The sequence below is a fragment of the Verrucosispora sp. TAA-831 genome, from assembly GCF_050780145.1.
In the GTDB taxonomy this organism is placed as follows: Bacteria; Actinomycetota; Actinomycetes; order Mycobacteriales; family Micromonosporaceae; genus Micromonospora.
Window position 1 is genome coordinate 2,448,738 of the sequence record NZ_CP192240.1, and the last position, 23,412, is coordinate 2,472,149.

The 23,412-nt window shown below is 73.7% G+C and carries 21 protein-coding genes; 10 read left to right on the top strand and 11 right to left on the bottom strand.

Annotated features, from left to right (window positions below):
- The first annotated feature begins 19 nt into the window (after positions 1-19).
- Positions 20-898 carry a metallophosphoesterase family protein gene (locus tag ACQVFL_RS11110; protein ID WP_431729296.1) on the top strand — a complete coding sequence of 293 codons (879 nt, stop codon included), beginning with the start codon at positions 20-22 and terminating at the stop codon, positions 896-898.
- A gap of 3 nt (positions 899-901) precedes the next feature.
- On the opposite strand, the gene ACQVFL_RS11115 is transcribed toward ACQVFL_RS11110, so the two are convergent.
- Together ACQVFL_RS11115 and ACQVFL_RS11120 are read right to left on the bottom strand one after the other, a co-directional pair.
- Positions 902-1,318: a cold-shock protein gene (locus ACQVFL_RS11115; protein WP_396695247.1), complete on the bottom strand. Its 417-nt coding sequence runs from the start codon at positions 1,316-1,318 to the stop codon at positions 902-904.
- 165 nt (positions 1,319-1,483) lie between these two features.
- Positions 1,484-3,517 carry an NAD(+) synthase gene (locus tag ACQVFL_RS11120; RefSeq protein WP_396695245.1) on the bottom strand — a complete coding sequence of 678 codons (2,034 nt, stop codon included), beginning with the start codon at positions 3,515-3,517 and terminating at the stop codon, positions 1,484-1,486.
- Between the two features lie 237 nt (positions 3,518-3,754).
- Here ACQVFL_RS11120 and ACQVFL_RS11125 point away from each other — a divergent pair, with 237 nt between their 5' ends.
- A complete protein-coding gene (locus ACQVFL_RS11125; protein ID WP_396695243.1) occupies positions 3,755-4,351 on the top strand; it encodes a LemA family protein in 597 nt (198 codons plus the stop codon).
- The gene (locus ACQVFL_RS11130) at positions 4,351-5,874 is read left to right on the top strand and encodes a DUF2207 family protein (RefSeq protein WP_431729297.1); all 1,524 of its coding nucleotides are present in this window, start codon (positions 4,351-4,353) and stop codon (positions 5,872-5,874) included. The genes ACQVFL_RS11125 and ACQVFL_RS11130 overlap by 1 nt, the downstream gene beginning before the upstream one ends.
- Here ACQVFL_RS11130 and ACQVFL_RS11135 read toward each other — a convergent pair.
- From ACQVFL_RS11135 to rpsD, 4 genes are all read right to left on the bottom strand, one after another.
- A complete protein-coding gene (locus ACQVFL_RS11135; RefSeq protein ID WP_431729298.1) occupies positions 5,815-6,837 on the bottom strand; it encodes a hypothetical protein in 1,023 nt (340 codons plus the stop codon). The genes ACQVFL_RS11130 and ACQVFL_RS11135 overlap by 60 nt on opposite strands.
- Entirely contained in the window at positions 6,834-8,195 is a 1,362-nt protein-coding gene (locus ACQVFL_RS11140; protein ID WP_431729299.1) for a hypothetical protein, read from the bottom strand. Before ACQVFL_RS11140 ends, ACQVFL_RS11135 begins: the two co-directional genes overlap by 4 nt.
- Positions 8,192-8,497 (bottom strand): DUF6403 family protein, encoded by a 306-nt coding sequence (locus tag ACQVFL_RS11145; protein WP_396695235.1) that lies wholly within the window; start codon positions 8,495-8,497, stop codon positions 8,192-8,194. The genes ACQVFL_RS11140 and ACQVFL_RS11145 overlap by 4 nt, the downstream gene beginning before the upstream one ends.
- Positions 8,498-8,626: 129 nt before the next feature.
- On the bottom strand, positions 8,627-9,235 hold the full coding sequence (gene rpsD / locus ACQVFL_RS11150) for a 30S ribosomal protein S4 (protein WP_396695233.1): 609 nt from the start codon (positions 9,233-9,235) through the stop codon (positions 8,627-8,629).
- Between the two features lie 32 nt (positions 9,236-9,267).
- Between rpsD and ACQVFL_RS11155 the strand changes: the two genes are divergently transcribed.
- The 3 genes from ACQVFL_RS11155 to ACQVFL_RS11165 all read left to right on the top strand — a co-directional run bounded on the left by ACQVFL_RS11155 (position 9,268) and on the right by ACQVFL_RS11165 (position 12,904).
- Entirely contained in the window at positions 9,268-9,996 is a 729-nt protein-coding gene (locus ACQVFL_RS11155) for a DUF2470 domain-containing protein (RefSeq protein ID WP_396695231.1), read from the top strand.
- A gap of 36 nt (positions 9,997-10,032) precedes the next feature.
- Positions 10,033-10,761, top strand: a complete 729-nt coding sequence (locus tag ACQVFL_RS11160) for a hypothetical protein (RefSeq protein WP_431729300.1) — start codon at positions 10,033-10,035, stop codon at positions 10,759-10,761.
- 118 nt (positions 10,762-10,879) lie between these two features.
- Positions 10,880-12,904, top strand: a complete 2,025-nt coding sequence (locus ACQVFL_RS11165; RefSeq protein ID WP_431729301.1) for a copper resistance protein CopC — start codon at positions 10,880-10,882, stop codon at positions 12,902-12,904.
- Here the strand turns inward: ACQVFL_RS11165 and ACQVFL_RS11170 are convergent.
- Positions 12,891-13,511, bottom strand: coding sequence for a hypothetical protein (locus ACQVFL_RS11170; RefSeq protein WP_431729302.1), 621 nt, complete (start codon positions 13,509-13,511; stop codon positions 12,891-12,893). The genes ACQVFL_RS11165 and ACQVFL_RS11170 overlap by 14 nt on opposite strands.
- Before the next feature lie 140 nt (positions 13,512-13,651).
- On the opposite strand from ACQVFL_RS11170, the gene ACQVFL_RS11175 reads away from it, so the two are divergent.
- Positions 13,652-14,530, top strand: a complete 879-nt coding sequence (locus ACQVFL_RS11175) for a hypothetical protein (RefSeq protein ID WP_396695223.1) — start codon at positions 13,652-13,654, stop codon at positions 14,528-14,530.
- Positions 14,531-14,600: 70 nt separating this feature from the next.
- Positions 14,601-15,152 carry an AAA family ATPase gene (locus ACQVFL_RS11180; protein ID WP_396695221.1) on the top strand — a complete coding sequence of 184 codons (552 nt, stop codon included), beginning with the start codon at positions 14,601-14,603 and terminating at the stop codon, positions 15,150-15,152.
- Between the two features lie 84 nt (positions 15,153-15,236).
- On the opposite strand, the gene ACQVFL_RS11185 is transcribed toward ACQVFL_RS11180, so the two are convergent.
- The 3 genes from ACQVFL_RS11185 to ACQVFL_RS11195 form a co-directional block, all read right to left on the bottom strand.
- Positions 15,237-15,872, bottom strand: coding sequence for a response regulator (locus tag ACQVFL_RS11185; protein WP_396695219.1), 636 nt, complete (start codon positions 15,870-15,872; stop codon positions 15,237-15,239).
- Positions 15,844-17,979: a sensor histidine kinase gene (locus ACQVFL_RS11190; protein WP_396695217.1), complete on the bottom strand. Its 2,136-nt coding sequence runs from the start codon at positions 17,977-17,979 to the stop codon at positions 15,844-15,846. Before ACQVFL_RS11190 ends, ACQVFL_RS11185 begins: the two co-directional genes overlap by 29 nt.
- Positions 17,980-18,088: 109 nt before the next feature.
- The gene (locus ACQVFL_RS11195) at positions 18,089-18,787 is read right to left on the bottom strand and encodes a hypothetical protein (RefSeq protein WP_431729303.1); all 699 of its coding nucleotides are present in this window, start codon (positions 18,785-18,787) and stop codon (positions 18,089-18,091) included.
- Between the two features lie 209 nt (positions 18,788-18,996).
- Here ACQVFL_RS11195 and ACQVFL_RS11200 point away from each other — a divergent pair, with 209 nt between their 5' ends.
- Both ACQVFL_RS11200 and ACQVFL_RS11205 read left to right on the top strand, forming a co-directional pair.
- Positions 18,997-21,024: a hypothetical protein gene (locus tag ACQVFL_RS11200; protein WP_431729304.1), complete on the top strand. Its 2,028-nt coding sequence runs from the start codon at positions 18,997-18,999 to the stop codon at positions 21,022-21,024.
- Positions 21,011-21,922, top strand: a complete 912-nt coding sequence (locus ACQVFL_RS11205; RefSeq protein ID WP_431729305.1) for a hypothetical protein — start codon at positions 21,011-21,013, stop codon at positions 21,920-21,922. Before ACQVFL_RS11200 ends, ACQVFL_RS11205 begins: the two co-directional genes overlap by 14 nt.
- A 108-nt stretch (positions 21,923-22,030) precedes the next feature.
- Here ACQVFL_RS11205 and ACQVFL_RS11210 read toward each other — a convergent pair whose 3' ends face one another.
- The gene (locus ACQVFL_RS11210) at positions 22,031-23,245 is read right to left on the bottom strand and encodes a S8 family peptidase (protein WP_431729306.1); all 1,215 of its coding nucleotides are present in this window, start codon (positions 23,243-23,245) and stop codon (positions 22,031-22,033) included.
- Between the last annotated feature and the right edge of the window lie 167 nt (positions 23,246-23,412).

The window sequence follows — 23,412 nt, forward strand, 5'->3', positions numbered from 1 at the left end:
CGGACCGGGGGTGGACGACATGGGTGCCGGCGCGCTTCTCGCCGTCAGCGACCTGCACGTGGGCTACGGCGAGAACCGGCGGATCGCGGCGGAGCTGCGACCACGCTCCGACGAGGACTGGCTGCTCGTGGCCGGGGACGTCGGCGACGCGTACGCCGATGTGGAGTGGACACTGCGGACCCTCGCCGAGCGGTTCCACACCGTGGTCTGGGCACCGGGCAACCACGAACTGTGGACCCCCCGGCACGACCCGGTGGACCTGCGCGGCGAGCAGCGGTACGACCACCTCGTCGAACTGTGCCGCGCGCTCGGCGTGCACACCCCGCAGGACGAGTACCCCCTCTGGCGGGGCCCCGGCGGGCCGGTGGTCGTCGCCCCGCTGTTCGTCGGCTACGACTACTCGTTCCGGGCCCCCGGCACCACCACCAAGGAGGAGTCGCTGGCGCGGGCGTACGCCACCGGGATCGTCTGCACCGACGAGTTCATGCTGCACCCGGATCCGCATCCGAGTCGCGACGCCTGGTGCCGGGCGCGGGTGGCGTACACCCGACAGCGGCTGGACGCCTGCGACCCGGGTCTGCCGACCGTCCTGGTCAACCACTATCCGTTGGTCCGCGAGCCGACCGACGTGCTGCGCCACCCGGAGTTCGCCCAGTGGTGCGGGACGGAGCTGACCGCCGACTGGCACGTCCGCTACCGGGCGGCGGCGGTGGTCTACGGTCACCTGCACATCCCCCGGACCACCTGGCACGACGGGGTGCCGTTCCAGGAGGTGTCGCTGGGCTACCCGCGCGAGTGGCAGCCACGGGGCGGGCGACCCGAGCTGCCGCGTGCGGTGGTGTTCGGTGGTGGGTCCGCGACCCCTACGCCGGACGTGGGCAGCGGGCGTGCCGGCTGAGCCTCAGCCCTCGGTCCACCCGTGCCGGGTGGCGATCCTGATCACCTGGTCCCGCAGCCGGACGATCTGACCCGCGGTGAGATCCGGGGCGGCCTGGATGAACGCCTCGGTCACCTCCGTCCGCAGCGCCGCGACGGAGAGCACGTCACAGGTGGCGTCCTCGTCGTACTCCTCGGTGTCGGCGGTGGTGACCGGGGCGGCGAGCGGGCGGCGCTCCGACGCGACGACCCGGACGTCGTAGCCCTTGAGGCCCCGCTCGCCCTCCTTGATCTGGAACTCCACCCGGGTGCCCGGTGTGATCGCCTGCTTGCCCTCCATCAGGTCGTTCGCGTGCACGAAGACGTCCTCGCCGCCCTCCTCCGGGGCGATGAACCCGTACCCCTTCACCTCGTCGAAACGCACCACGCGCCCTACCGCCACAGCACTTTCCCTCCGCTGAACCGCCACCCGCCGTGGTACCCCGCGCCCCGGCCCGTGCCGGACCGTCGCCGCTCATCGGCGGCGGTACAGCGGAAGCCCTCGGTGAGTGCAGCCTACGTCCGGGGGCCGGTCCGGACCATCGTCCGGGCCGGGTCCACCGTCCACTCAGTGCGCGTCCCAGCGGGCGAGATCGCGCAGCCACGCCTGCGCCGAACCGTCCGACGGTGCCCGCCAGTCGCCGCGCGGGGACAGCGAACCACCGGCGACGACCTTCGGGCCGTTCGGCATCGCCGAGCGCTTGAACTGGGCGAAGCCGAAGAAGCGGCGGCAGAAGACCTCCAGCCAGCGGCGGATCTCCGGCAGGTCGTAGCCGACCCGCTTGTGCTCGGGGAAGTTGGGCGGCCAACTGCCCGCCGCCGGGTCGTGCCAGGCGTGCCAGGCCAGGAAGGCGATCTTCGACGGCCGGAAGCCGTACCGCAGCACGTGGAAGAGGGTGAAGTCCTGCAACGCGTACGGGCCGATGGTGCTCTCGGTCGACTGGAGTTCCGCGCCCGGCACCAGTTCCGGGCTGATCTCGGTGTCCAGCACCGCGCGCAGCGTCTCGCCCACCTCCTCGTCGAACTGGCCGCTGCCGATCACCCACCGGATCAGGTGCTGGATGAGGGTCTTCGGCAGGCCCGCGTTGACGTTGTAGTGGCTCATCTGGTCGCCGACGCCGTACGTGCACCAGCCCAGCGCCAACTCGGACAGGTCGCCGGTGCCGAGCACGATCCCGCCGCGCTGGTTGGCCAGCCGGAACAGGTAGTCGGTGCGTAGCCCGGCCTGCACGTTCTCGAACGTCACGTCGTAGACCGGTTCGCCGGCACCGAACGGATGGCCGAGTTCCTGGAGCATCAGCCGCGCGGTGGCGGTGATGTCCAGCTCGGCCGCGGTGATCCCGAGCGAGCGCATCAGCTTGTGGGCGTTGTCCCGGGTGTGCGCGCTGGTCGCGAAGCCCGGCATGGTGAACCCGAGGATGTCGCTGCGCGGGCGGCCCGCCCGGTCCATCGCCCGCGCCGCGACGATCAACGCGTGGGTCGAGTCCAGGCCGCCGGACACCCCGATGACGACCTTCGGGTCGCCGGTCGCCGCCAGCCGCTGGTGCAGGCCGGCGACCTGGATGTGATACGCCTCGTAGCAGTCCTGCGCCAGACGCGCCGCATCCGACGGCACGAACGGGTACCGCTCGACCCGCCGCCGCAGCCCCAGGTCCCGCGTCGGCGGCTCCAGCCGGAACCGCACCTCGCGGAAGCCGCCGGTCCGCTCCGCGTGCGCCCGCCGGTTGTCGTCGAAGGTGCCCATCCGGAGCCGTTCCTGCCGCAACAGGTCCAGGTCGACGTCGGCCACCGCGTGCCGCTCGTCGGCCGGGAACCGGTCGGTCTCGGCGAGCAGCACACCGTTCTCGTAGATCATCGTCTGGCCGTCCCAGGACAGGTCCGTGGTGGACTCGCCCAGGCCCGCCGCCGCGTAGACGTACGCCGCCAGGCAGCGGGCCGACGCCGACCGGCACAGCAGTCGACGGTCCTCGGCCCGACCCACCGTGATCGGGCTGCCGGAGAGGTTGACCAGGACGGTCGCGCCGGCCAACGCCGCCTCGGCGCTCGGCGGCACCGGCACCCACAGGTCCTCGCAGACCTCGGCGTACAGCACCAGGCCCGGCACGTCCTCGGCGGTGAACAGCAGGTCCACCCCGAACGGCACCTCGACGCCGCCGAGCCGGATCGTCCCGCCGCGCTCGTCGACCCCCGCGCCGATCTGCCGGGCCTCGTAGAACTCCCGATAGTTCGGAACGTACGACTTCGGCGCCACGCCCAGCACCCGACCCCGGTGCACCAGTACCGCGCAGTTGTAGACCCGGCCCCGGTGCCGCAGCGGCGCACCGACGACGAGCACCGGCAGCAGCTCCGCCGACTCCGCGACCAGGTGCGCCAGCGCCGCCTCCACCTCGTCCAGCACCGCGTCCTGGAGCAGGAGATCCTCGATCGAGTAGCCGCACAGGCCCAGTTCCGGGAAGACCGCCACGGCCACCCCCTCGGCGGCGCACCGGCGGGCCTGCCGCAGGACGGCCTCGGCGTTGGCGGTGGGCTCGGCGATACGCGTACGCCCGGTGCAGGCGGCGACCCGGACGAACCCGTGCTGGTAGACGGAGCGGAAGTTCACCGCCCCATCATCGCCGACCCCCGACCCGGCCCCGGCCGGGACCCGACCGGGGCCGGGTCATCGACGCCGCCGGGTGAGCGACCGGTTCCACCTGGTGACCACCCGTTCGTCGGATTGCGCCTGCCGGGTCCGATCATCATGATCGGACCGGCCGGACCGCCGACACCGGGGTCCGACGCGTTCGCGCCGGTCACCGCGGTCTCGCGGCGCGCAGGTGCGGCACCGGAGGGTCGGGGAATGAGCAGTGGCGTCGTGGCGGGTCTCGTCGGCGGGCTGCTCTGCCTGCTGGGGGTGGCCGTGCTCGGCTGGGCGACGGTCGCCTACAACCGGCTGGTCCGTCGCCGCAACCAGGTGCAGGCCTCCTGGGCCCAGATCGACGTGCAGCTCAGCCGCCGACACGACCTGATCCCCAACCTGGTCGAGACGGTCAAGGGGTACGCGGCGCACGAACGCGACGCGTTGACGGCGGTCTCCGCGGCCCGCAGCGGTGCGCTGGCCGCCGCCACCACGCCCGGCCCCACCGGTCGCGCCGGTGCCGAGACCGTGCTGACCGAGGCGGTCGGTCGGCTGCTCGCGCTCGCCGAGGCGTACCCGGACCTGCGCGCCGACCACCAGTTCGCGGCGTTGCAGGCCGAACTGTCCCGCACCGAGGACCGCATCGCCTACGCCCGGCAGTTCTACAACAGCGCGGTGCAGACGTACAACACCACCGTGCAGTCGGTGCCCACCAACCTGATCGCCGGTGCGGCCGGCTTCCGCACGCGGGACTACTTCGAGGCCGGGACGGGCGAGCGTGGTGCCGTCGGAGTCGGCTTCGCGGACGGCGGCACGTGATGGACGGCCGTCTCCTGCTCGACCTGACGGTGGGCCTGGGCGCCCTCGTCGGCTGGCTGCTGCTCTACGGCGTCGTCGTCCGGTGGGTCACCCGGCCCGCCGCCGTGGCACCCGCGCCGGCCACCCCGGATCTCGGTGCCGAATCGCCCGCCGTGGTCAACCTGTTGGTCAACCGTTGGTCGCTGACCGAGGACGCCGCCGAGGCGACCCTGCTCGACCTCGCCGCCCGGAGTTTCCTGGAGATCCGCCAACCCGGCGACGACCCGAGGCAGAGCACCGTCCACCTGCCGGCGGCTGCGCCGGACGAGGCCGCACTGCGCCCGTACGAGCGCGAGGTGCTCGACCGGGTCCGCGCACTGGCGGTGGACGGCGTCCTGCCGCTGACCGCGCTGACCTTCCGCGACGAGACCCGGGCCCGGGCGTGGAACCGGCGGCTGCGCGGGCAGGTGATCGCCGACGCCCGTGCCGCCGGCCTGTCCCGGCGGCGCTTCGGTCCACGCGTGACCGGTCTGCTGGTCGGCGCGGCGCTGGCCGCCGCCGCGGTGGTCGGGCTGGCCGCGCTGCACCTCGCGAGCTGGCATCCGACCTCGGGCAACCACGCGTTCATCGCCGGGATCGCGGTGTTCGTCCTGCTCTCCACGCTGGCCGGGGCGTCACCGGGCGAACGCGACACGGCGCTCGGCCGTCAGGTGGCGGCCCGGTGGCTCGGTGTGCGGGACTGGCTGCGCGGGCACGAGCAGTTCGACGAACTGCCCCCGGCCGCGGTGGCGATCTGGGACCGCTACCTCGGCTACGGTGCCGCCGTCGGGGCCACCCGCCTGGCCAGCACGGTGCTCGACCTCGGCCTGGGCGACCGCACCTCGGTCTGGTCGTCGTACGGCGGCAGGTGGCACCGGATACGCGTCCGCTACCCCCGGCTGCTGCCCCGCTACGGCCGGTCGGCACCGCGTCTGCTGGCCGGCGGCGTGATCGGCGTCGCCGTCGGCGCCTTCCTGCTCGACGCCTTCGGGCCCACGTTCACCCTCACTCCGTCGACGGTGAACCAGGCCGCCCGGATCTTCGACCTGGTGCGCAACGGCGTCACCGTGGTGGTGGTCCTGGTGCTGCTATCCGGCCTGCACACCGTGGTCCGCACCCTGCTGGACCTGGCCACCGAGCGCACCGTCACCGGCGAGGTGCTCTGGATCGAGGTGTGGCGCAGCGTCGCCCGGGGCGAGAACAGCCCGCCCCGACCCTGGCTGCACTACCTGGCCGTGGACGACGGGACCGCCGACCGCACCACCGCGTGGGGACTGCCCAGCGAGTGGGCGACGCGCTGCCGCGACGGCGACGTGGTGACCCTGCGGGTACGTCCCTGGTCCCGGCGGGTGGTCGCGCTGTCGGTGGTCGGGCACGGCCGGTCCCGGCACACCACCGGCACGACCGTTCCCGACTCCGGTTCGCCGCCCGGACCGGGCAGCGGGTCAGCCGGTGGTGGACCCGGGCCGGTCGCGCCGACGCCCCCGCCGACCGCCACGCCCTGACCCCGGACGGTGGCCCGTGGACGACGGGTCCGAACCCGAACCGTTCCCGGCCCGGGCCTGCGCCTCCCGAGTGAGCATCGTGGCCCGCGAGGCGAGTTCGTCCACCCGCTCCCGCAGCCGCCGCACGGTGACCTCGCCCGCACCGGCGTCGGACAGTTCGCCGAGCAGCCGGGTGTAGTCGCTGACCAGCCGCGCGTAGCCCCGGCCGGTGCTGCGGGCGGAGAGCCGGCCGTACCGCTGGTCGAGGTCGACGATCTGCTGCGCCAACCCGGCCGCCGCGGCACTGAGCGCGCTGCGCTCGTCGGCCTGCTCGTCGCGTCGGCGTCGCCGCTGCGCGGCCAGCCGCCCGGCCCGCCGACCGGCGATCCAGAGCGAGGCGGCACCGGCGACCACACCGCCGACCGCCGCGCCGGCCAGCAGGTACCGGGGCAGCGACGGGCTGATCGTGCGAGCCCCGTCCGGGAGGTTGCCGGCGCGCACCAGCAGGTCGTAGTTGACCACGATGACCTTGAACGCCTCCAGCGGCTGGTCCACGAACGAGTCCACGCCCCGGCTGATGATCGTCTCCGCGACCATCGCGCGGCCGAAGTCCTTGCTGTCGCGCTGGCGGATGCGCGAGCAGCCGTAGGTGTCCCAGTCGTCGCCGTCGCGGCTCATCGCCAGCACCAGCGTGCCCTTCGCGGCCTGCCGGGTCTGGTCGCAGGCGTCCCGCAGGTCGTCGCCGGGCGCCATCAACAGCACCACCAGCCGCCGGTTGCCGATGATCCGCTCGGCGGCGGGCCGGTCCAGGTCCACTCCGGGGGCGACGTACGTCGACGAGGCGCGCACCTCGCGGGCGATCGGGCCGTCCAGGATCCCGCCCGACCACAGCGCCCACCCGGCCAGCACCAGACAGGCCAGCACCGCCCCGCCGAAGGTCGTGCCGACCAGCGCGGCCAGGCCGCGTCGCAGCGCGGCGGTCACGACAGCCTCCCCTGGAGGTAGAGGTCGGGGCGGTAGCCGGGGATGCCGGTCAGGCGGGCGGTCTCCTCCAGTTCCGCCGTCGCGTTGTCGAGCAACCGGCGGACGTGCCGCTCCGGTAGTCCCTCGTCGAGCGCCTTCCGGGCCGCTTCGAGCCTGCCGATGCCCCGGGTCAACGCGGGATTGCTGCGCGCGTCGGTGAGCAGCGACGCCTCGACCGCGAGCGCGGTGAGCCCGGCCAGCCGGGCCCGCACACCACCACGTTGCGGGTCACCCGGGCGGGTGCCGGAGCGGCGCAGCGACCGGATCGACAGCACCAGGAAGCACGCCACGCAGGCCGCGAAGATCCAGGGCAGGGCGGGCAGCGCCACCCGCAGCGGATCCAGCGGGCGGTAGGGCAGCGGGCGGTCGAACAGGCCCGCGTACCGAATGTCGGTCACCCGGCCCAGGTAGACGCCGAGCACGTTCTGCTGCGGGTAGTCGTAGCGGCTGAGCCGGTCGCCGAAGTGGGCGTAGAAGCTGGTCGCGGCCAGCTCGGCGAAGTCCGCCGCGCCCGGACCGTGGTATTCGATCCAACTGCCGTACATCACCACCAGCGGCTGGTCCGGGAAGAGCCGGTGCAGCGCCGGACCGTACGCCGGGAGCGCCTCGCCGTACGGCTGGGCGGGCAGGGCGACGTACCAGGCGCCGTCGGGGAAGGCGGTGGGCGCGTCCTGCGGCACCTGGCGCAGGGTGGCACCCTCGGCGATGTGCAGCCCGTCGGCGCGCAGGTCGGCGGTGACCGCGTCGAGCTCCGTCCGACTCGGGTCGCGCCAGCGCAGCGTGTCCTCATCGGCCGGGCGCGGCACCTTGCGCAGCGCGGTGATCAACGTGACCAACTGGCCGGTGACGTCACCGGTGGCGAACTGGGCCCGCCAACCGGGCAGGGTGTCCGGGGTGGCCTGGAACATGCCGCCGCTGACCTGGGTGCCGATCACCCGGATCGTGGCGCTCCTGACCTCCCGTACCCGCTTGCGTTCCTCCTCGTCCAGGCCCGGCGGTGCGACCAGGATGCGGGTGTCGTCGTCGCCGATCGCGTCCCGCACCCGCTGCTCGTCCCATCGGGCGACGGCGCCCGGCAGGCGTACCACCGGGTCGGCGTCGACCAGGGCGGTCATCTCTTCGGTGGACGGCACGGTGGCGTCGCTCAGCTCACCGGCGGAGCCCTCCTCGACCCGCTTCGACACCGCCGGGGACTGGCCGTAGCTGACGTCGATGCTCTGCTGCTGGGCGAGCAGGAAGACCGCCAGCACGACCACCGCGACGGCGAGCAGTCCCCAGCGCAGCGGTTCGGTGCGTCGGATGCCCCGGGGCGCGGTCACCGCTGCGCCTGCCACAGCTCGTCGGCGCGGCGGGCGAGGTCGGCCGCCGCGCGGGCGGCCGTGACACCGCCGTGGTCGGCGGCGAGCAACTCGGCCCGGGTGAGCAGGCCGTCCGCCTCGGGTACGCGGGCACTCGTCGCGTCGCGGCTGACCGTGGCGCTGTCGATCGCGGCCCGCGCGGTCGACCAGGCCACCAGGCGGTCCTGCCGGCGCGTACGCAGGCGTGGCAGCAGGGTGGTGAGGACTCCGGCACCCAGCAGCAGTACGCCGCCGGAGAGCCAGGTGAGCAGGGATGGTGACATGTGCTCCCGCCATCCGAGGGGGTCGGTACGGCTACCTGTCTAGCGCACCGGTGCCAGCTCGTCGCAGGCCACCCCTGGTGCCGGGTGGTCCGGCCGGACCCGCGAGGGGTGCCGGCCGGACCGCTGCGGTCAGCGGGAGTAGTACTCGACGACCAGTTGCTCGTCGCAGAGCACCGGCACCTCGGCCCGCTGCGGCAACCGGATCAGCCGTGCGGTCAGCCCGGCCAGGTCGACGTCGAGGTAGGGGGCGGTCCGGTCCGGGGCGTGCGCACCGGCGGCGGCCACCACGAACGGGGTCTTGGCACGGCTGCCCTCGCGGACCGCGATCACGTCGCCGGGGCGCAGCCGCGCGGAAGGGCGGTCCACCCGTCGTCCGTTGACGTTGACGTGCCCGTGGGTGACGGCCTGGCGGGCCTGGTAGATGGTGCGGGCCAGCCCGGCACGCAGGACCAGGGCGTCCAGCCGCGTCTCCAGGTCGATGACCAGTTCCTCGCCGGTCTTGCCCGGACGGCCCACGGCGCGTTCGAAGGCCAGCCGGAGCTGCTTCTCCCGCAGGTCGTACTGCGCCTTGAGGCGCTGCTTCTCAAGCAGCCGGACCTTGTAGTCGCTCTCCTTGGTCCGGGCCCGACCGTGCACGCCGGGTGGGTAGGGCCGGCGCTCGAAGTACCGCACGCACTTCGGGGTCAGTGGGATGCCGAGGCGGCGGGAGCGCTTGATCTTCGGGCGGGACTGGTTCATCATCACCTCTCTAGTAAGGTAAGGCTAACCTAATGGGAGGTGAGGTCTTGAGCAAGGCACCCCTGACGGCGACCACCGCCACACCGGCCGAGCGACTGCGTACGCTGCTCGCCGGTGCGGACTCGCTGCGCCTGCGGACCAGCCGCCACCGCGCGGACCTGATCGGACGGCACACCCTCGACGCCGACGGGCAGCTCCGGGTGGCGCTGCCCGTCCACGCCGAACTGGCCCGACACCTGCTCGACACGGGGGAGGTGCCGGCCCTGGCCGAGCTCACCGACCTGGCGCCGGTCCCGGCCCGCCACCGGGTCCGGGCCCGTGCCACGCTCACCGGCTGGCTCACCCTGGACGACCTCGACGGCGGCGACGTGACCGCCGTCCTCGTGCTCGCCACCGCCGACCTCGTCGACCCCGACGGCGACGCCACCGTGGACCCGGACGACCTGGCCGCCGCCGATCCCGACCCGCTCGCCCGGTACGAGGCCGAGCTGCTGCGCCACCTGGCCGACGCCCATCCGGAGACGCTCGGCGGGCTGGCGCGCCTGGTGCCGGCCGACCGGCGGGCCGGTGCCGGCCGGGTGCACCCGCTGCGGCTGGACCGGCACGGGATCGTGCTGCGCCTGGAGGTGCCCGAGGGGCACCGCGACGTGCGACTCGCCTTCGCCGAGACGCTCGCCGGACCGGACGACGTCAGCGCGGGCCTGGCCCGCCTGCTCGGTGTCGAGCCCGGCTGCCCCACCTGCGCCCGCCCGCACCCGTGACCCCGACCCGGCCGCCCGCCCGAACGGAGCCCGCCCATGCAACCGAGTAGCGCCGAGATCGCCCGTACCCTGGCCAGCAGCGCCACGCTCGCCACCGTGACGGCGTACCGCGGGCCCGCGGTGACCGACGTCCGGCACGGCGCCGCTGCCGACGGCCGCATCCTGCTGGTGTGCCGCCGCGACGACCCGCTCGCCGGCACCACCGGCTCGGTGCTCGTGCACGTCGCGGACGTGCCGCCGCTGCCCTTCTCGCCGACCTGGGGCCGGTTGCGGGTCGGCGGCCGGGCCACCCCGTTGACCGGGGCCGCCGCCCGCGCCGCCGCCGACGCGGTCGCGGCCACCCGGTCCGATCCGGACCTGCTGGACATCGGTACGGAGACGGTCATCGTGGAGGTGGTGCCCAAGCGCGTCACCCTCACCGGCCGGGACCGGGACCTGCCGGTACGGCTCGCCGACTACCGGGCCGCCGCACCCGACCCGATCTCCGCGATGGAGCGAACGCTCCTGGTCGACCTGGTCGACCACCACGGCGCGCAGTTCTATCCGTTCCTGCGGCGGCAGTTGGTCGCCGCCGGTGTCGACGTGCCCGCCGACTGTCTGCCGTGCCCGCTGCGGCTGGACCGGCACGGGCTGCTGGTGTCGACACCCACCCCCGACGGCGGGACCGCCTGCTACCGGCTCTGCTTCACCCCGCCCCTGACCGGGCATCAGGACCTGGTGAAACGGTGGCACGCGGCGCTGTTCCACCCGTGCGACCGGCACTGACCCGCACCGTTTCGTCGTCGACACCAACAGGTTGAGTCGGGCAGGGCATAACTTTTGCTATCTGAATAAAAAGATGACGGGCTATTGAACGAAGCCCCGTCGTCGCAACGATGACCGGATGCGTCGACTCCCAGCGGCTCCCCGACGCGCGGTCTCGGGCCTCCTCGCGCTCGTCCTCGCCTCGGCCGCCGTCCTCCTCGCGTCCACCCCACCGGCCGCCGCCCACGGCACCCTGGCGGTGTCCACACCGGCCGAGGGCGCCACCGTCGACAAGGCACTGAGCACGGTGGAGCTGTACTTCACCGAGCAGGTCCGGGACGACGCGTACTTCACCGTCACCGCGCCCGGCGGCGCCCGCGTCGACAACGGCTGGACGCACGGTGCACCCACGCCGCTGGACCGCCCCGTCCGGGAGTACTTCCTGGTCGACGGCGTCTTCGAGCCACGCGAGTACGCCACCGGCTACCCCGCGACGGTGACCCTCGCGCACCTGCCCGCGACCGGCCGCTACTCGGTCAGCTACCTCTCCGTCGCCTCCGACGGCGAGACCGTACGCGGCACCATGAGCTTCCGCTACACCGGACCGGTCACCGACGCACCGGCCGGATGGCAGCCGCCCACGGACCAGCCCGCCCCGGCACTGCTCGCCGCCGCCCAGCAGCACGAGACGTCCGGCTCCGGCGCGACGCCCGCCACCTCACCCGAGGCGGCCCCCGCACCGGCGATGACCGCGCCCCCCTCATCTTCCGGCGACGGCGGGGACGGTGCCGGACGGCTCGCCTGGCTCACCGGCGCGGTGGCGCTCGGGGCGGCGCTCGCAGCCCTGCTCGTCCTGCGCCGCCGCCCCACCACCGGCGTCCCCACCGGTCGGTCCCGTCCCACCCGCAGACCCGCCCGACCTCGGGGTGACACCCGCCGGACCGGCACCGGACGTCGACCCGACGCCAGGGCCGGCGCGAAGAAGTCGGCCTCGGGAGGCAAGTCCGCCACCGGCGGAGCCAAGGCGTCCACGGTGACCGCCTCCACGGTGGGAACCGGCCGGACCTCGACGGTGGCCGCGACGTCCCCGGCGCGCGTGAACGCGACGTCGGCGACCGGTGGCACGTCCTCGGCGGGCGGCCCGGTCGGTGCGCTCGCCACCACCGAGCGGGAAACGCCGGTCGTCGACCCACCGGACGACGCGGAACCGGCCCCCGTCGGCCCGGCGAACCGGCGCGGCGACACCCGGCTGGTGCTGCTGGTCGGTGGGCTGGTGGTGGCGCTGCTGGCCGGGTTCGGACTGGGGCGCCTCGGTACCGACGAGCCCCGGACCACCAGCACCGGCGGTCGGCAGGCGGCCACCGCCGGGGCACCGGTCGCCGGAGCGATGGCGGGCGACGGACACCAGCACCCACCGGGCACCGGGCCGCACACGCACCCCGGCGACGGGACCGGCCAGGCGACCGGCACCCAGGTCAGCGTGGGCGGCTACACCATGCAGCCGGTGCTGCGTACGCAGCAGAGCGGCAAGGCCGTCGACTACCGGTTCCGGATCGTCGGCCCCGACGGGCAGCCCGCCACCCGGTTCGCGGTGGTGCACGACAAGCCGCTGCACCTGATCGTGGTCGGCAACGACCTCGGCGGCTACCAGCACCTGCACCCGACGATGACGCCGGACGGCACCTGGAGCGTCCCGCTGACCCTGGACAGGGCCGGTGACCACCGCGTCTACGCCGACTTCTCCGTCACCACCACCGACGGTCGACAACTGCCGTTGGTGCTCGGCGTGGACCATCAGGTGCCCGGGGCGTACACCCCGGCGGGGCTGCCGCCGCCGCAGCGGGAGACGACCGCCGGGCCGTACACGGTGGTGCTGGAGGGTACGCCCACGGTGGGCGTGACCACGCCGTTGGCCCTGCGGGTCGACCGCACCGGCGGCACCGAGCCGGCCCGACTGGAACGCTACCTGGGCGCGTACGGGCACCTGGTGCTGATCCGGGAGGGGGACCTGGGTCTCGTGCACGTCCACCCCGAGCAGGAACTCGTCGACGGCGCGGTGACGTTCTGGCTGACCCCGCCCAGCCCCGGCCGGTACCGGGCGTTCTTCGACTTCCAGGTCGACGGCGAGGTGCACACGGCCGCGTACACGGTCACCGTGGAATGACCGGGCCCGCCGCAGGGCCATCCGAGGTGGCGTGACGCCTGCGGAGCAGGACCGGTGCTGCCGCGAGCGTGGCGGCGATCGCGCCGAGACCCGCGACGAGGATGCTGGTCGCGCCGCCGAGGACCACCACGGCCGGTCCACCCAGCGCGGTGCCGGAGAGGTTGGCGCCGTTGAGGAGCGCCGAGGCGCAGGCGAAGGCACGACCCCGTACCTCGGCGGGCACCTCGGCGTGGATGAGGTTCCGGACGGCCAGGTTCTGCAGGGCGTTGGCGACGCCAGTGCACACGAAGCCGACGAGGGCCACGGCGAGGACGGGGAGCACCGCGACGACGGTCAGCGCCACACCCATGAGGAGCCCGGCTCCCACGAGCACGCGCGGCTGGGCGGCCACCGGCACGCGGGGCGCGAGGAGGACCGACGCGGCCACCATGCCGACCACCACGATCGGCAGCACCCCCGCCACCACCAGGGCGGAGATCAGGACCGCCGAGGCGCCCTGCTCGTAGAACCGCAACGTCAAGGCCACCAGCGCGACCTGGTCGCCCATCGAGGAGATCGCATAGGCCACGGCGACGGCGGTCAGCGCGGAACCGCCGCGAATCGACATCTGACGATCCTGGCACGTCCTGGACGGGCGTACCGCCTCACCACCCCGGCTTCGACGGTCCCCGTGGCTCGTCCTGAAGCCGCTCGCAGTGGATCTGCGTCCGGTGGAAACCGATCGGACTCCGGATACGTCGGATCGGCATGAAGATTCATCGAAGCGGGCGGCTGGCGGTCCTTCCTCTGCTGTTGCTGACCTCGGCGGCCTGTGGCCAGCAGGGGGCCGGCGGCGCGGGCGACGCCGGTTCTCCCGAGCGTTCCTACTCGGCGGACTCCGTGGTGTTCCGGATGGACTACGTCGGCGGGTTCGTCACGCCGGCCATGCTGGCCACCCGCCTGCCCGCGATCAGCGTCTACGGCGACGGGCGGGTGATCACCGAGGGGCCGACGACGTTGCAGTATCCCGGCCCGGCCCTGCCCAACCTCCAGGTCCGCACCATCAGCGCCGACGAGGTCGAGAAGCTGGTGGCGCAGGCCCGGGCGGCCGGTGTCGGCGGAGTCTCCGATCTCGGGACCCCGCCGGTCGCCGACGCCGCCTCGACCCGGTTCACCCTGCTGGGGGACAAGGGCGTCGAGGAGTCCGAAGTCTACGCGCTCGGCGAGGCCACCGGCACCGACAGCGGCCTGAGCGCCGAGCAGCAGTCGGCCCGGGACAAGCTGCGCGCCTTCGCCGAGTCGTTGACCGACCCGGCGGGCCCGCTCGGCGACACCCTGGGCGACACCACGTCGTACGCGCCGACCGCCGTGGCGGCCGTCGCCGAGCCGTGGGTGGCCGACAGCGAGGCCGGTGAGCAGCCCGAGGTGGCCTGGCCCGGGCCGGCCCTGCCCGGCACGACCCTCAACAAGGACCTGGGGCTGGGCTGTGTGACGGTCACCGGGGACGAGTTGGGGACGCTGCTCGGTGCCGCCGCGAGCGCCAACACGGCGACGCCGTGGACCTCCGACGGCAAACAGTGGCGGGTCACCCTGCGGCCGCTGCTGCCCGAGGAGTCGGACTGCGGCGATCTCGCGAACAAGCGCTGAATCCCGACCGGGCGGCCGGTCACCCGACCCGGCCGCCCGGCGCGCGGACCACTCGGTAGGCTGCCGCGCGATGAACAGCCCGACTCGCATCCTGGTGTACGGGGTGCACGGCTCCGGCAAGTCCACCCTCGCGCAGCAGTTGGCCCACCGGCTCGGGCTGCCCTGGCACCCGGTCGACGACCTGCTCTGGGAACCGGGCTGGGTGGAGGTGCCGGTCGCGGTGCAGCGCAGCCGGATCGAGGCGATCTGCCGCAAGGAGCGGTGGATCCTCGACGGGGCGTACCACGGCTGGCGGGACGTGCCGCTGGCCCGGGCCGACCTGGTGATCGGGCTGGACTACCCGCGCGGGCTCTCCTTCCGGCGGCTGCTGCGCCGTACCGTGCACCGGCTCCGGACGGGGGAGGAGATCTGCAACGGCAACCGCGAGTCGCTGGGCAGCGTGCTCTCCTCGGAGTCCGTCCTGGTCTGGCACCTCACCGGGTACGCCCGCGAACGCGCCCGGATGCGCGCCTGGCAGCAGGACCCGGCCGGGCCGCCGGTGCTGCTGTTCGACACCCCGCAGGCGCTGGAGCACTGGCTCGCCGCCCTACCGCCCCGCCCGCCCGGCGCGTCGCCCCGCTGATTCGCCCCACCGGCCGCCGCCCGCTCCCGCCCGGCTGACCCGCCGCGCCCCACCGGCCGCCCCGGCTCGTCGAACCGCCCCGGCTCAGAGTCCCTGTCGGCGGGCCACGCTGATGGCCTGGGCCCGGTCGGCGACCTGGAGCTTGGCGAAGATGTTGGAGACGTGGTTGCGGACCGTCTTCGTGCTCAGGCCCAACCGGGTCGCGATCTGCGGGTTGGTCAGGTGCGCGGCGATGAGTGTCAGGATCTCCCGCTCGCGTGCGGTGAGTTCGGGGAACGCCGGTTCGGCCCGGTCCAGCCCGGCGAAGTAGCCCATCAGCCGGGTGGCGATGGCCGGGCCGAAGATCGCCTCACCGTCGGCCACCACCCGTACCGAGCGGATGATCTCCAGTCGGCGGGCGCCCTTGAGCACGTACCCCCGGGCACCGGCCCGCAGCGCGGCGAAGACCGAGTCGTCGTCGTCGGCCATGGACAGGATCAGGACCCGGACGTGTGGGCTCATCCGGACCATCCGCTCGGTGGCCGCGATGCCGCCCATGCCCGGCATGGTCAGGTCGAGCAGCACCACGTCGGGTTGCACCCGGCCGAGCACGGCCAGCGCCTCCTCGCCGCTGGCCGCCTCGCCGCACACCTCGATGTCTGGGCTGGTGGCGAGCAGCGCGCGCAACCCGGCCCGGAACGGCGCGTGGTCGTCAACCAGCAGGGTCCGGATCTGGTCCATCGGTCTCCTTCATACCGGTGAGCAGGGTCGCGGTCACCAGCGTGCCGGCGCCCGGTGTCGAGGTGACGACGCAGGAGCCGCCGAGTTCTTCGGCCCGTTCCCGCATCGTGTGCATGCCCACGCCGTCGGGCCGGTCGGGTCGGCGGCCCCGGCCGTCGTCGCGGATCTGCAGGCACAGCCGTCCGCCGGAGACCCGCAGCCGCACCTGCACCTGGGTGGCGCGGGCGTGTCGGCGGGCGTTGTTCAGCGCCTCCACCGCGATGCGGTAGGCGGCCACCTCGGCCGCCGCGGTGAGTTCGGGGAGCACCGGCGGGGCGTCGAAGACCACCCGGGGCCCGTCGTCCGGCCAGCCGGCGATGTGCGACCGCAGCGCCGCGACCACGTCCATGGTGTCCAGCGCCGGTGGCCGCAGACCGTTGACCAGCCGCCGGACGTCGGCGACGGCGGTCTGGGCGTCCACCACGATCTCCTCCAGCAGCCGCTGGGTCTGCGGACCCGGGCCGAGTTCCTGGGCCGCCTCGGCGCGCATGGTCAGTCCGGCCAGCGTCGGCCCGAGGCCGTCGTGCAGGTCTCGACGCAGCCGCCGTCGTTCCTCCTCGCGGGCGAGCACCAACTGCTCCCGGGAGCGTTGCAGGTCGGCGGCGAGCGACTGGGCCCGGTCCAGGGCGCCGACCGCCTGCACCGCCACCCCGATGTGCCGGGCCAGGTCGCGCAGCAGCCGCAGTTCCCAGGCGCCGAGCGTGGTCTCCCCGATCCGGGGGCCGAGCAGCAGGTGACCGACGGTGTCGTGGGCGGCCAGCGGCAGCCGCACCGGGTCCGGTGGCGGCACCCCCAGCCGGTACGACCGGCCGTCGACCGTCTCGATCCCGACGTAGGACAGGTGCAGCGCCTCGCGAACCGTCGCCGTGCTGGTGGCGAGTACGGCGGCGGCGTCCTGGGTCTGGTCCAGCCGTTGTCCCAGCCGGGCCAGCACCGCGTACGGGTCGTCGCGTTCGCCGTACACGAGCAGGTTGACGCGGCGTTGCAGCCAGCCGCGCAGCGGCGCGAGGATCAGCGCGGCCACGGCCGCCGCGACGAACGAGACCGGCAGGCTCGCCGAGGCGTCGAAGCCGGCCCCGAGCAGGCCCACGACCAGCACGTACACGCCACCGACCGCCACCGACAGGGCGACGAACACAGCGGTCCGGCTGATCAGCAGGTCGATGTCGAAGAGTCGGTGTTGCAGGACGGCGATACCGATGGCGACCACGATCAGCGCGCCGCTCAGGCCGCCGGCCAGGTCCCAGAACAGGTTGCCGTGCGGCCAGATGTTCGGGTGGCCGTCGGTCAGGCCGGCGACGAGCCGGGCGACCACCACGGCGACCGCGACCGCGACCGCGTACCCGAGCCACTTGACCTGCTGGCGGTGGACCCCCTGGGCCCGACGGGCCTGCCACACCATGGTGCACCCGGCGGCCACGTAGATGACCGCACTGGCCAGGGTGGCCGGGATGGCGGCCAGGTCGGCGATCGGCTGCCAGCCGGACACCCCGAGCGGGTTGACCGCGCTGACCGGGCCGATCTGTTCGTTGGTGCCGGGTCGCAGCGCCCCGGTGACCATGGCGACCGCACCGAGAAGCACCACCGTCCACACCGCCGGGCGCCACCGGGGCGACAGCAGTCGGCCGTCGGGGAAGAACACCGGGATCAGCGCCACGGCCGCGTTGCCGGGCACCCAGAGCCAGTTCTGTGGCCAGGCCAGCGCCTCGGCGAACGGCAGCGCACCGGGTGCCACCACCAGCCCGTACGCGGCGTACTGGCCGCACGCCTCCTGGAGTGAGAAGCAGAGTCCGCTGGTCAGGGCCAGCCAGCCGATCGGGTTGTCCGGGCGGTGCGCGGCGATCGCCGCGCCGACGACGGCCCAGGCCGTCACCAGCAGCAGGTGCGACAGGTCGCCCACCGAAGCGCCGTTGAGGATCGCCAGTCCGACCGCGACGGCGGCCAGTTGCAGCGAGGCCCCGCTCAGCGACCACGCGGCGCGGCGCGTCCAGGCGGGGCGCGGCGCACGCGCGGCTCGCGTCCGGGTGGTGCCCGCGACCGGCACGACAGCGGTGTTCTCGGTGGTCATGGCGTCGCCGAGACTAGACCGTGTCGCCGGGCCGGCGGATCGGGCGACCGGCCCGACCCCGTGGACGCCACGCCGGGCCCTCCACCGGTGCCGGGCCGGGGCCACACGCTCAGGACCGTCCGCCCGGACGCTGGCGCAACGCCAGGGTCACCCCGGCGACGACCAGCCAGATCCCGCCGGGCACCAGCGCGATGTACTGCACCGGCGCGAGCTGGGTGGCCGCGATCAGGACGGCGATGACCGCGCTGAAGACGGCGAACCAGCGGCTGACCGAGCCGTGCCGGAGCCCACCGACCGCGACCGCCGCGGCGGTCAGCCCGATCCCGCCCCACAGCCAGGCCATGGTGCTGTAGATGGTGAGCATCGGCGCGATGACGTCCGGGTCCCACTCGTCCGCCGCGTTCAACGAGAAGAACAGCTCGGTGGAGATCCCGCCGCCGATCAGCAGTCCGACCAGCACCAGACCGACCCCGCTCGCGGCGAGCGTGGGCAGCAGGCTGCCGGCGGGCTCCTGCGCCCCCAGGTAGCGGCGCAGCCCGGCCGCGAAGACCGCCAGGCAGACGATGGCGACCACGGTCACCACCTGGTGGGCCCAGACGTACCCGGCGCGGTCGGTCAGGGCGGCGACGTAGCCGGCGTTGTCGGCGCTGTACGGCTCGGCGGGGGCGGTCAGGCCCGCGGTGGTGAAGATGCCGACCAGGCCGACCAGGCCGCCGAGGGCGCCGGTCAGGGCCCAGGCACGCGGCGGGCGTACGGGTGCCGGTGGCGCGGCGCTCGGCGGGTTCTCCGGCAACGTGGCGGGATGCATGGTGTTCTCCTTCTCCGGTGGAGGGTTCGTCGCCCCGCACACTGCCGCCGGGCCGACCCGGCGCGCATGGGGCGGCGTGGCACACCGGCGCGTGAGGTTCCCGGCCGGTCGGGACATCGGTCCCTGGTGACCGGGATCGGCCGGCCGGTCTGATGCCGGGGATGGCACTGCCCGGTGCCACACCGCCCCGCCGGGAAGGAACCAGACCGATGACACGCACCTCCTGCCGGGCACGAGGTGTCCCCGCGCCACGCGGCGCCATCCGCCTGCGGTGGCGACCACCGGTCGTGGCACTGCTCTGCCTGGCACTCGTCGCCTCCGCCTGCACCGCCGACCGCGACGATCCGCCGCCGTCGGCCGGGGTCGACCGTCCCGCTCTGGAAGCGGTCGCCGCCACGTTGCCGGCCGATCCGGTGGAGGCGGCCGAGCGGTTGGTGACCGAGATCCACGCCGCAGACCCGACCCGGTCGGCGGCGGCCACCGCCGAACTGCTGCGCCGCGCCGGCCACCCGATCGTGTCGGTACGCGGGCCGGTGGTGGCGCTGCCCGACCAGGTGGCGCTGCACGACGCGCCGGTCTACGCCGAGCTGCTCCCGCTGCTGGCCGCCGCGACCCGCGCCGGGGACCGGTACACCGTCGACCAGTTCGCCGAACTGCTGGACGCGGTCGGGCTGACCCGCAAGAAGATGACCTTCGCTCAGGTCACCACCGCCGTCGCCGGTTGGGCCCGGGAACCGGACCACCACCCGATCTTCGTCACCGCGGCAGCGGGTGTCCGGGCCTTGTCGGCGCACCGGCAGCAGGTGCTGTTCGCCGCCGCCGACCCGGACACCGCGTACCTGGACCCGTTGCAGACCGTCCTGCTGCTCGGGCACGCCACCAGCCGCCTGGTCGCGGTGGTCGACGAGGCCCAGCCCCGGGCGGCGGCCCGTCCCGGCGCGCTCGACCGGCTGGTCGGCGGCGGGGTCGCGTACGCCTCGGACGGGCCGTGCAAGGCGCTCACCCGACGGTTCGGGTCGCCGCAGGACCCGGTGGCCAAGGGGATCGTCGACTCGGCCAAGGGCTACCTGAAGGACAACCTGGTCAAGAATCTCTCCGACGGGGCACAGGACCGGGTGGGCAAGGCGGACGAGGTGTGGGGCAAGTCGGCGGCGGCGGCCAGCGCGATCCTGTTGCTGCTGGGCGCCCGGCTCTCGCTGACCGCCGACAAGACCAGCACGCACTTCAAGCACACGGCGGGCAGCCGGGCCGAACACGTCCTGCTGACCGCGACCGCGACCTTCGACCTGGAGACCGCGCTCGAAAAGATCGACTGCTACGCGTTGGCCGGGGTCACCGTGCCCAGGAGCGGACCGCTCAAGGACTTCACCGTCCGGTTCAGCACCATCCAGCCGCAGGTCGGCACCATCCAGAAGGGCGGCACCCAACTACTGAAGGCGGTCTCGGCGGACAGTGTGAAGTCGCAACGGGGCGCCAAGACCGGCGCCGACGGCGTGGCCACCCTGGAACTCAAGCCGCCGGTCGAGGACCCCGGCGGCGAGGGCGAGAAGCTGACCGGCCTGGCCACCTACACCGCCTCGCTGGACAAGGAGAGCCTCCCGTTCGAGCTGGGCGACGTCTACGGGCTGCTCAGCAACCCGGTCGGCTTCGGCGTGGGCAAGAACTTCGACCTGCTCCGGGACGTCCTGGTCAAGGCGGGCCTGCCGGCGCAGCAGATCACCATCGAGGTCACGTACCACGGGTCCGACATCGTGCTGGCCCAGGGCGCGGGCGAGGTCAACCTGATCCTCGCGAAGCTGCCCAAGGTCTACGTCGACCTGGTCAGTTGCGCCGGGCTCACCGGGCCGTTCACCGGCACCGCCGGGTACAGCGGCGCACAGAGCGGCCAACTGTTGCAGATGGCCGGCGCGGCGACCGGGGTGCACGTCCCGAAAGGCTTCGCCGGCAGGGCCAACAGGATCAGCGTCACGCCCAACAACCAGGGTGGTCCGGAGCCCTTCTTCATCATGAAGGGCGAGGGCGGCAACCAGTTCCTCGACGGCGTCCTGCGCTTCTATCCGTTCCTGAACGCCCGGGCCGAGGTGCTCGCGGACTACCGGGTGGGCCGCCCGGTCGGCGACGTCGAGATCCTGCTCGCCGGCAGCACGTTCCCGTTCAGCAGGCTCTCCTGGCCGGTGGTCCGGGTGACCGACGACCCACGATGCCCCAAGGTGAGGTACTTCCATGACGAGACGTGACCGATGGCGCACCGGGGCGGCGACGCTCGGCCTGGCCGTGGTGCTGGCGCTGACCGCCTGCACCGGCGGCGGGTCCGACCCGGACACCACCCCCGAGGGGCAGCCGGCGGGTGCCGGTCCGACCGGGGACGGCGCGGCACCGGCCGCCTTCCCCGGGCTGTACCTCGCCGCCGACGTGGTGCCGGTCGAGTCGTCCGACACCCGGATCACGCTGGCCAGCGGGCGCCGATGCGGGGACCTGTCCGCCATGCTCGCGGCCGGTCAGTGGCATCGGGTCGACCGGCTCACCTTCGGCACCCTGGGCAGCGCCGAGGTGGCCCTGCTGGCCGGCTTCGGCGGCGTCGCGGGCGACCTGCTGCGCCGGGGTGACCGGCTGGCCTTCGCCGGCCTGGAAGGTGATCCGGCCTGCACGGCGACCGTGACCGAGGTGACTCGGGCAGAGATCGGGATCGAGGGCCGGGGGCTGCCCGGTACGTCACCGGGCTGGGTGGCGACGACCCGGTGCTACCGCTCCAAGGCCGACGGCACGCTGACCGTGAGCCTCTATTTCGACACGGAGGCCAAGGTGGGCGGTCAGGGGCAGATCGTGCTGACCCGGTCCGGCGACCGCTACCAGGTCGACGACGACACGTCCGCGCTCACCCTGGTCCTGCTGCGTCACTCCGGGCGCTACCTGACCGGCATGTCGGCGGTGTACGCCGAACCGGGCCGCCGCCCGGCCGGACTGAGTCAGCTCGTCGCCGGGGACTCCTTGCAGGCCGAGGTGACGGTGCGCGACGGGACGGCCGACCGGCCCGCCGGCACCGTCGAGATCGCCGGCCTGGCCGACGAGAGCCGGGGTGGGGCGGTCTCGGTGTCGCTGCCCTTCGCCTGCGCCCAGGTGACCGAGATCCGCTAGCCGGACGGTGACACCGGCCCGGCGGCGGGCGGGCCGTCCCGCCCGACCGTCCGGGACGGCGGCCCGGGTGTCCCCGCCGGGGGAGCGGCGGGGACACCCGGTGTCCGGTTAGAGGTTCTTCTTGTTCAGCAGGAGGTTCGGGGTGCCGGAGAGGCTGCCGGTGACCACCCCGCTGGTGCCGTTGGCCACGATCCAGTTGTGCACCGTGGCCTGGCTCGCGTCACCGTTGGTGGCCTTCCAGAGGGCGGCCACCCCGGCGGCGTGCGGCGTCGCCATCGACGTGCCGTTGAGCGAGGCGGTCGTCGAGGTGGGGTACGTCGACACGATGCCCGAGCCGGGGGCGTAGATGTCCACGCAGGATCCGACGGAGGAGTAGCTGGCCCGCGCGTCGGTGTTGGTGGTGGCGGCCACCACCAACGCGGCGGTCAGGTTGCGGGGCAGCCGGTCGCACGAGTTGCCACCGGTGTTGCCGGCGGAGGCGGCGAGGAAGACGCCGCTGTTCATCATGTTCGTCAGCGCGGTCGCCAGGCTGGCGCTGTAGGTGTAGTTCCAGGAGGCGTTGGCCACCGCGGGCTTGTTGGCGTTGCGGGTGACCCAGTCCACCGCGCCGATGGCGGCCGACAGGGTGCCGCCGCCGGAGCAGTTGAGCCACTTCACGCCGTACAGCCGGACGTTCTTGGCGACGCCGTGGCTGGTCCCGCCGATGGTGCCGGCGACGTGCGTGCCGTGGCCGTTGCAGTCGGTGTTGTTGGTGTCGATGGAGTTGTAGGCGAACTGGGCGCGCCCGCCGAAGTCGGGGTGGTTGGCCTGGATGCCGCTGTCGATCACGTACGCGTGCACGCCGGTGCCGGTCGAGTTGTAGGTGTAGCTGCGCGACAGCGGCAGGGTGGTCTGGTCGATCCGGTCGATGCCCCAGGCCGGCGGGTTGGTCTGGGTGGCGTCGACCACGTCGTACTGGATCACGTCCCGCTCGATGCTGAGCACGTTGGCGTTGTGCGCGAGCTCGGCGACCTGCGCGGCGGTGAGGCGGGCCGCGAAGCCGTTCACCGCGCGGCTGAAGTAGGCCGAGGGCGCGGCCTTGAGCGCGCGGGCCGGCACGGTGGCGTCGGCGCCGGCCTTCATGGTGACGACGTACGCACCGGGGATCACCGCGACGTCACCGGCCGCCTGCGGGGTGGTGACCGGTACGGCGACGGCCCGGTACGGTCCGCCCGCGGCCATCGCGGGCTGCGGCAGCGCGAGCAGGCTGGTGACGACGGCGGTCGCGGTGATGCCGGCGGCGAGTACGAGACGACGTCGGCGAGGTGGGCGTGCTTGTGACACGGAGCCTCCTTGGATGCAGACCACCCGGCGTGGATGATCTTCGATGTCTCAGGAGGTTAGCGGTGCACGGGCCGACATATAAGTCTGTGGATGTTACGGATTGGTACCGAGGTGGGTCGCGGGTGACAGACGGGGCCGGTCCGCCACCCGAGGTGCCCGAGGCGCGG

Coding starts and splice junctions, on each gene's coding strand:
- ACQVFL_RS11110 (WP_431729296.1), top strand. CDS start 20: ATGGGTGCCGGCGCGCTTCTCGCCGTCAGCGACCTGCACGTGGGCTAC.
- ACQVFL_RS11125 (WP_396695243.1), top strand. CDS start 3,755: ATGAGCAGTGGCGTCGTGGCGGGTCTCGTCGGCGGGCTGCTCTGCCTG.
- ACQVFL_RS11130 (WP_431729297.1), top strand. CDS start 4,351: ATGGACGGCCGTCTCCTGCTCGACCTGACGGTGGGCCTGGGCGCCCTC.
- ACQVFL_RS11145 (WP_396695235.1), bottom strand. CDS start 8,497: ATGTCACCATCCCTGCTCACCTGGCTCTCCGGCGGCGTACTGCTGCTG.
- rpsD (WP_396695233.1), bottom strand. CDS start 9,235: ATGAACCAGTCCCGCCCGAAGATCAAGCGCTCCCGCCGCCTCGGCATC.
- ACQVFL_RS11155 (WP_396695231.1), top strand. CDS start 9,268: ATGGGAGGTGAGGTCTTGAGCAAGGCACCCCTGACGGCGACCACCGCC.
- ACQVFL_RS11160 (WP_431729300.1), top strand. CDS start 10,033: ATGCAACCGAGTAGCGCCGAGATCGCCCGTACCCTGGCCAGCAGCGCC.
- ACQVFL_RS11165 (WP_431729301.1), top strand. CDS start 10,880: ATGCGTCGACTCCCAGCGGCTCCCCGACGCGCGGTCTCGGGCCTCCTC.
- ACQVFL_RS11170 (WP_431729302.1), bottom strand. CDS start 13,511: ATGTCGATTCGCGGCGGTTCCGCGCTGACCGCCGTCGCCGTGGCCTAT.
- ACQVFL_RS11175 (WP_396695223.1), top strand. CDS start 13,652: ATGAAGATTCATCGAAGCGGGCGGCTGGCGGTCCTTCCTCTGCTGTTG.
- ACQVFL_RS11180 (WP_396695221.1), top strand. CDS start 14,601: ATGAACAGCCCGACTCGCATCCTGGTGTACGGGGTGCACGGCTCCGGC.
- ACQVFL_RS11185 (WP_396695219.1), bottom strand. CDS start 15,872: ATGGACCAGATCCGGACCCTGCTGGTTGACGACCACGCGCCGTTCCGG.
- ACQVFL_RS11190 (WP_396695217.1), bottom strand. CDS start 17,979: ATGACCACCGAGAACACCGCTGTCGTGCCGGTCGCGGGCACCACCCGG.
- ACQVFL_RS11195 (WP_431729303.1), bottom strand. CDS start 18,787: ATGCATCCCGCCACGTTGCCGGAGAACCCGCCGAGCGCCGCGCCACCG.
- ACQVFL_RS11200 (WP_431729304.1), top strand. CDS start 18,997: ATGACACGCACCTCCTGCCGGGCACGAGGTGTCCCCGCGCCACGCGGC.
- ACQVFL_RS11205 (WP_431729305.1), top strand. CDS start 21,011: ATGACGAGACGTGACCGATGGCGCACCGGGGCGGCGACGCTCGGCCTG.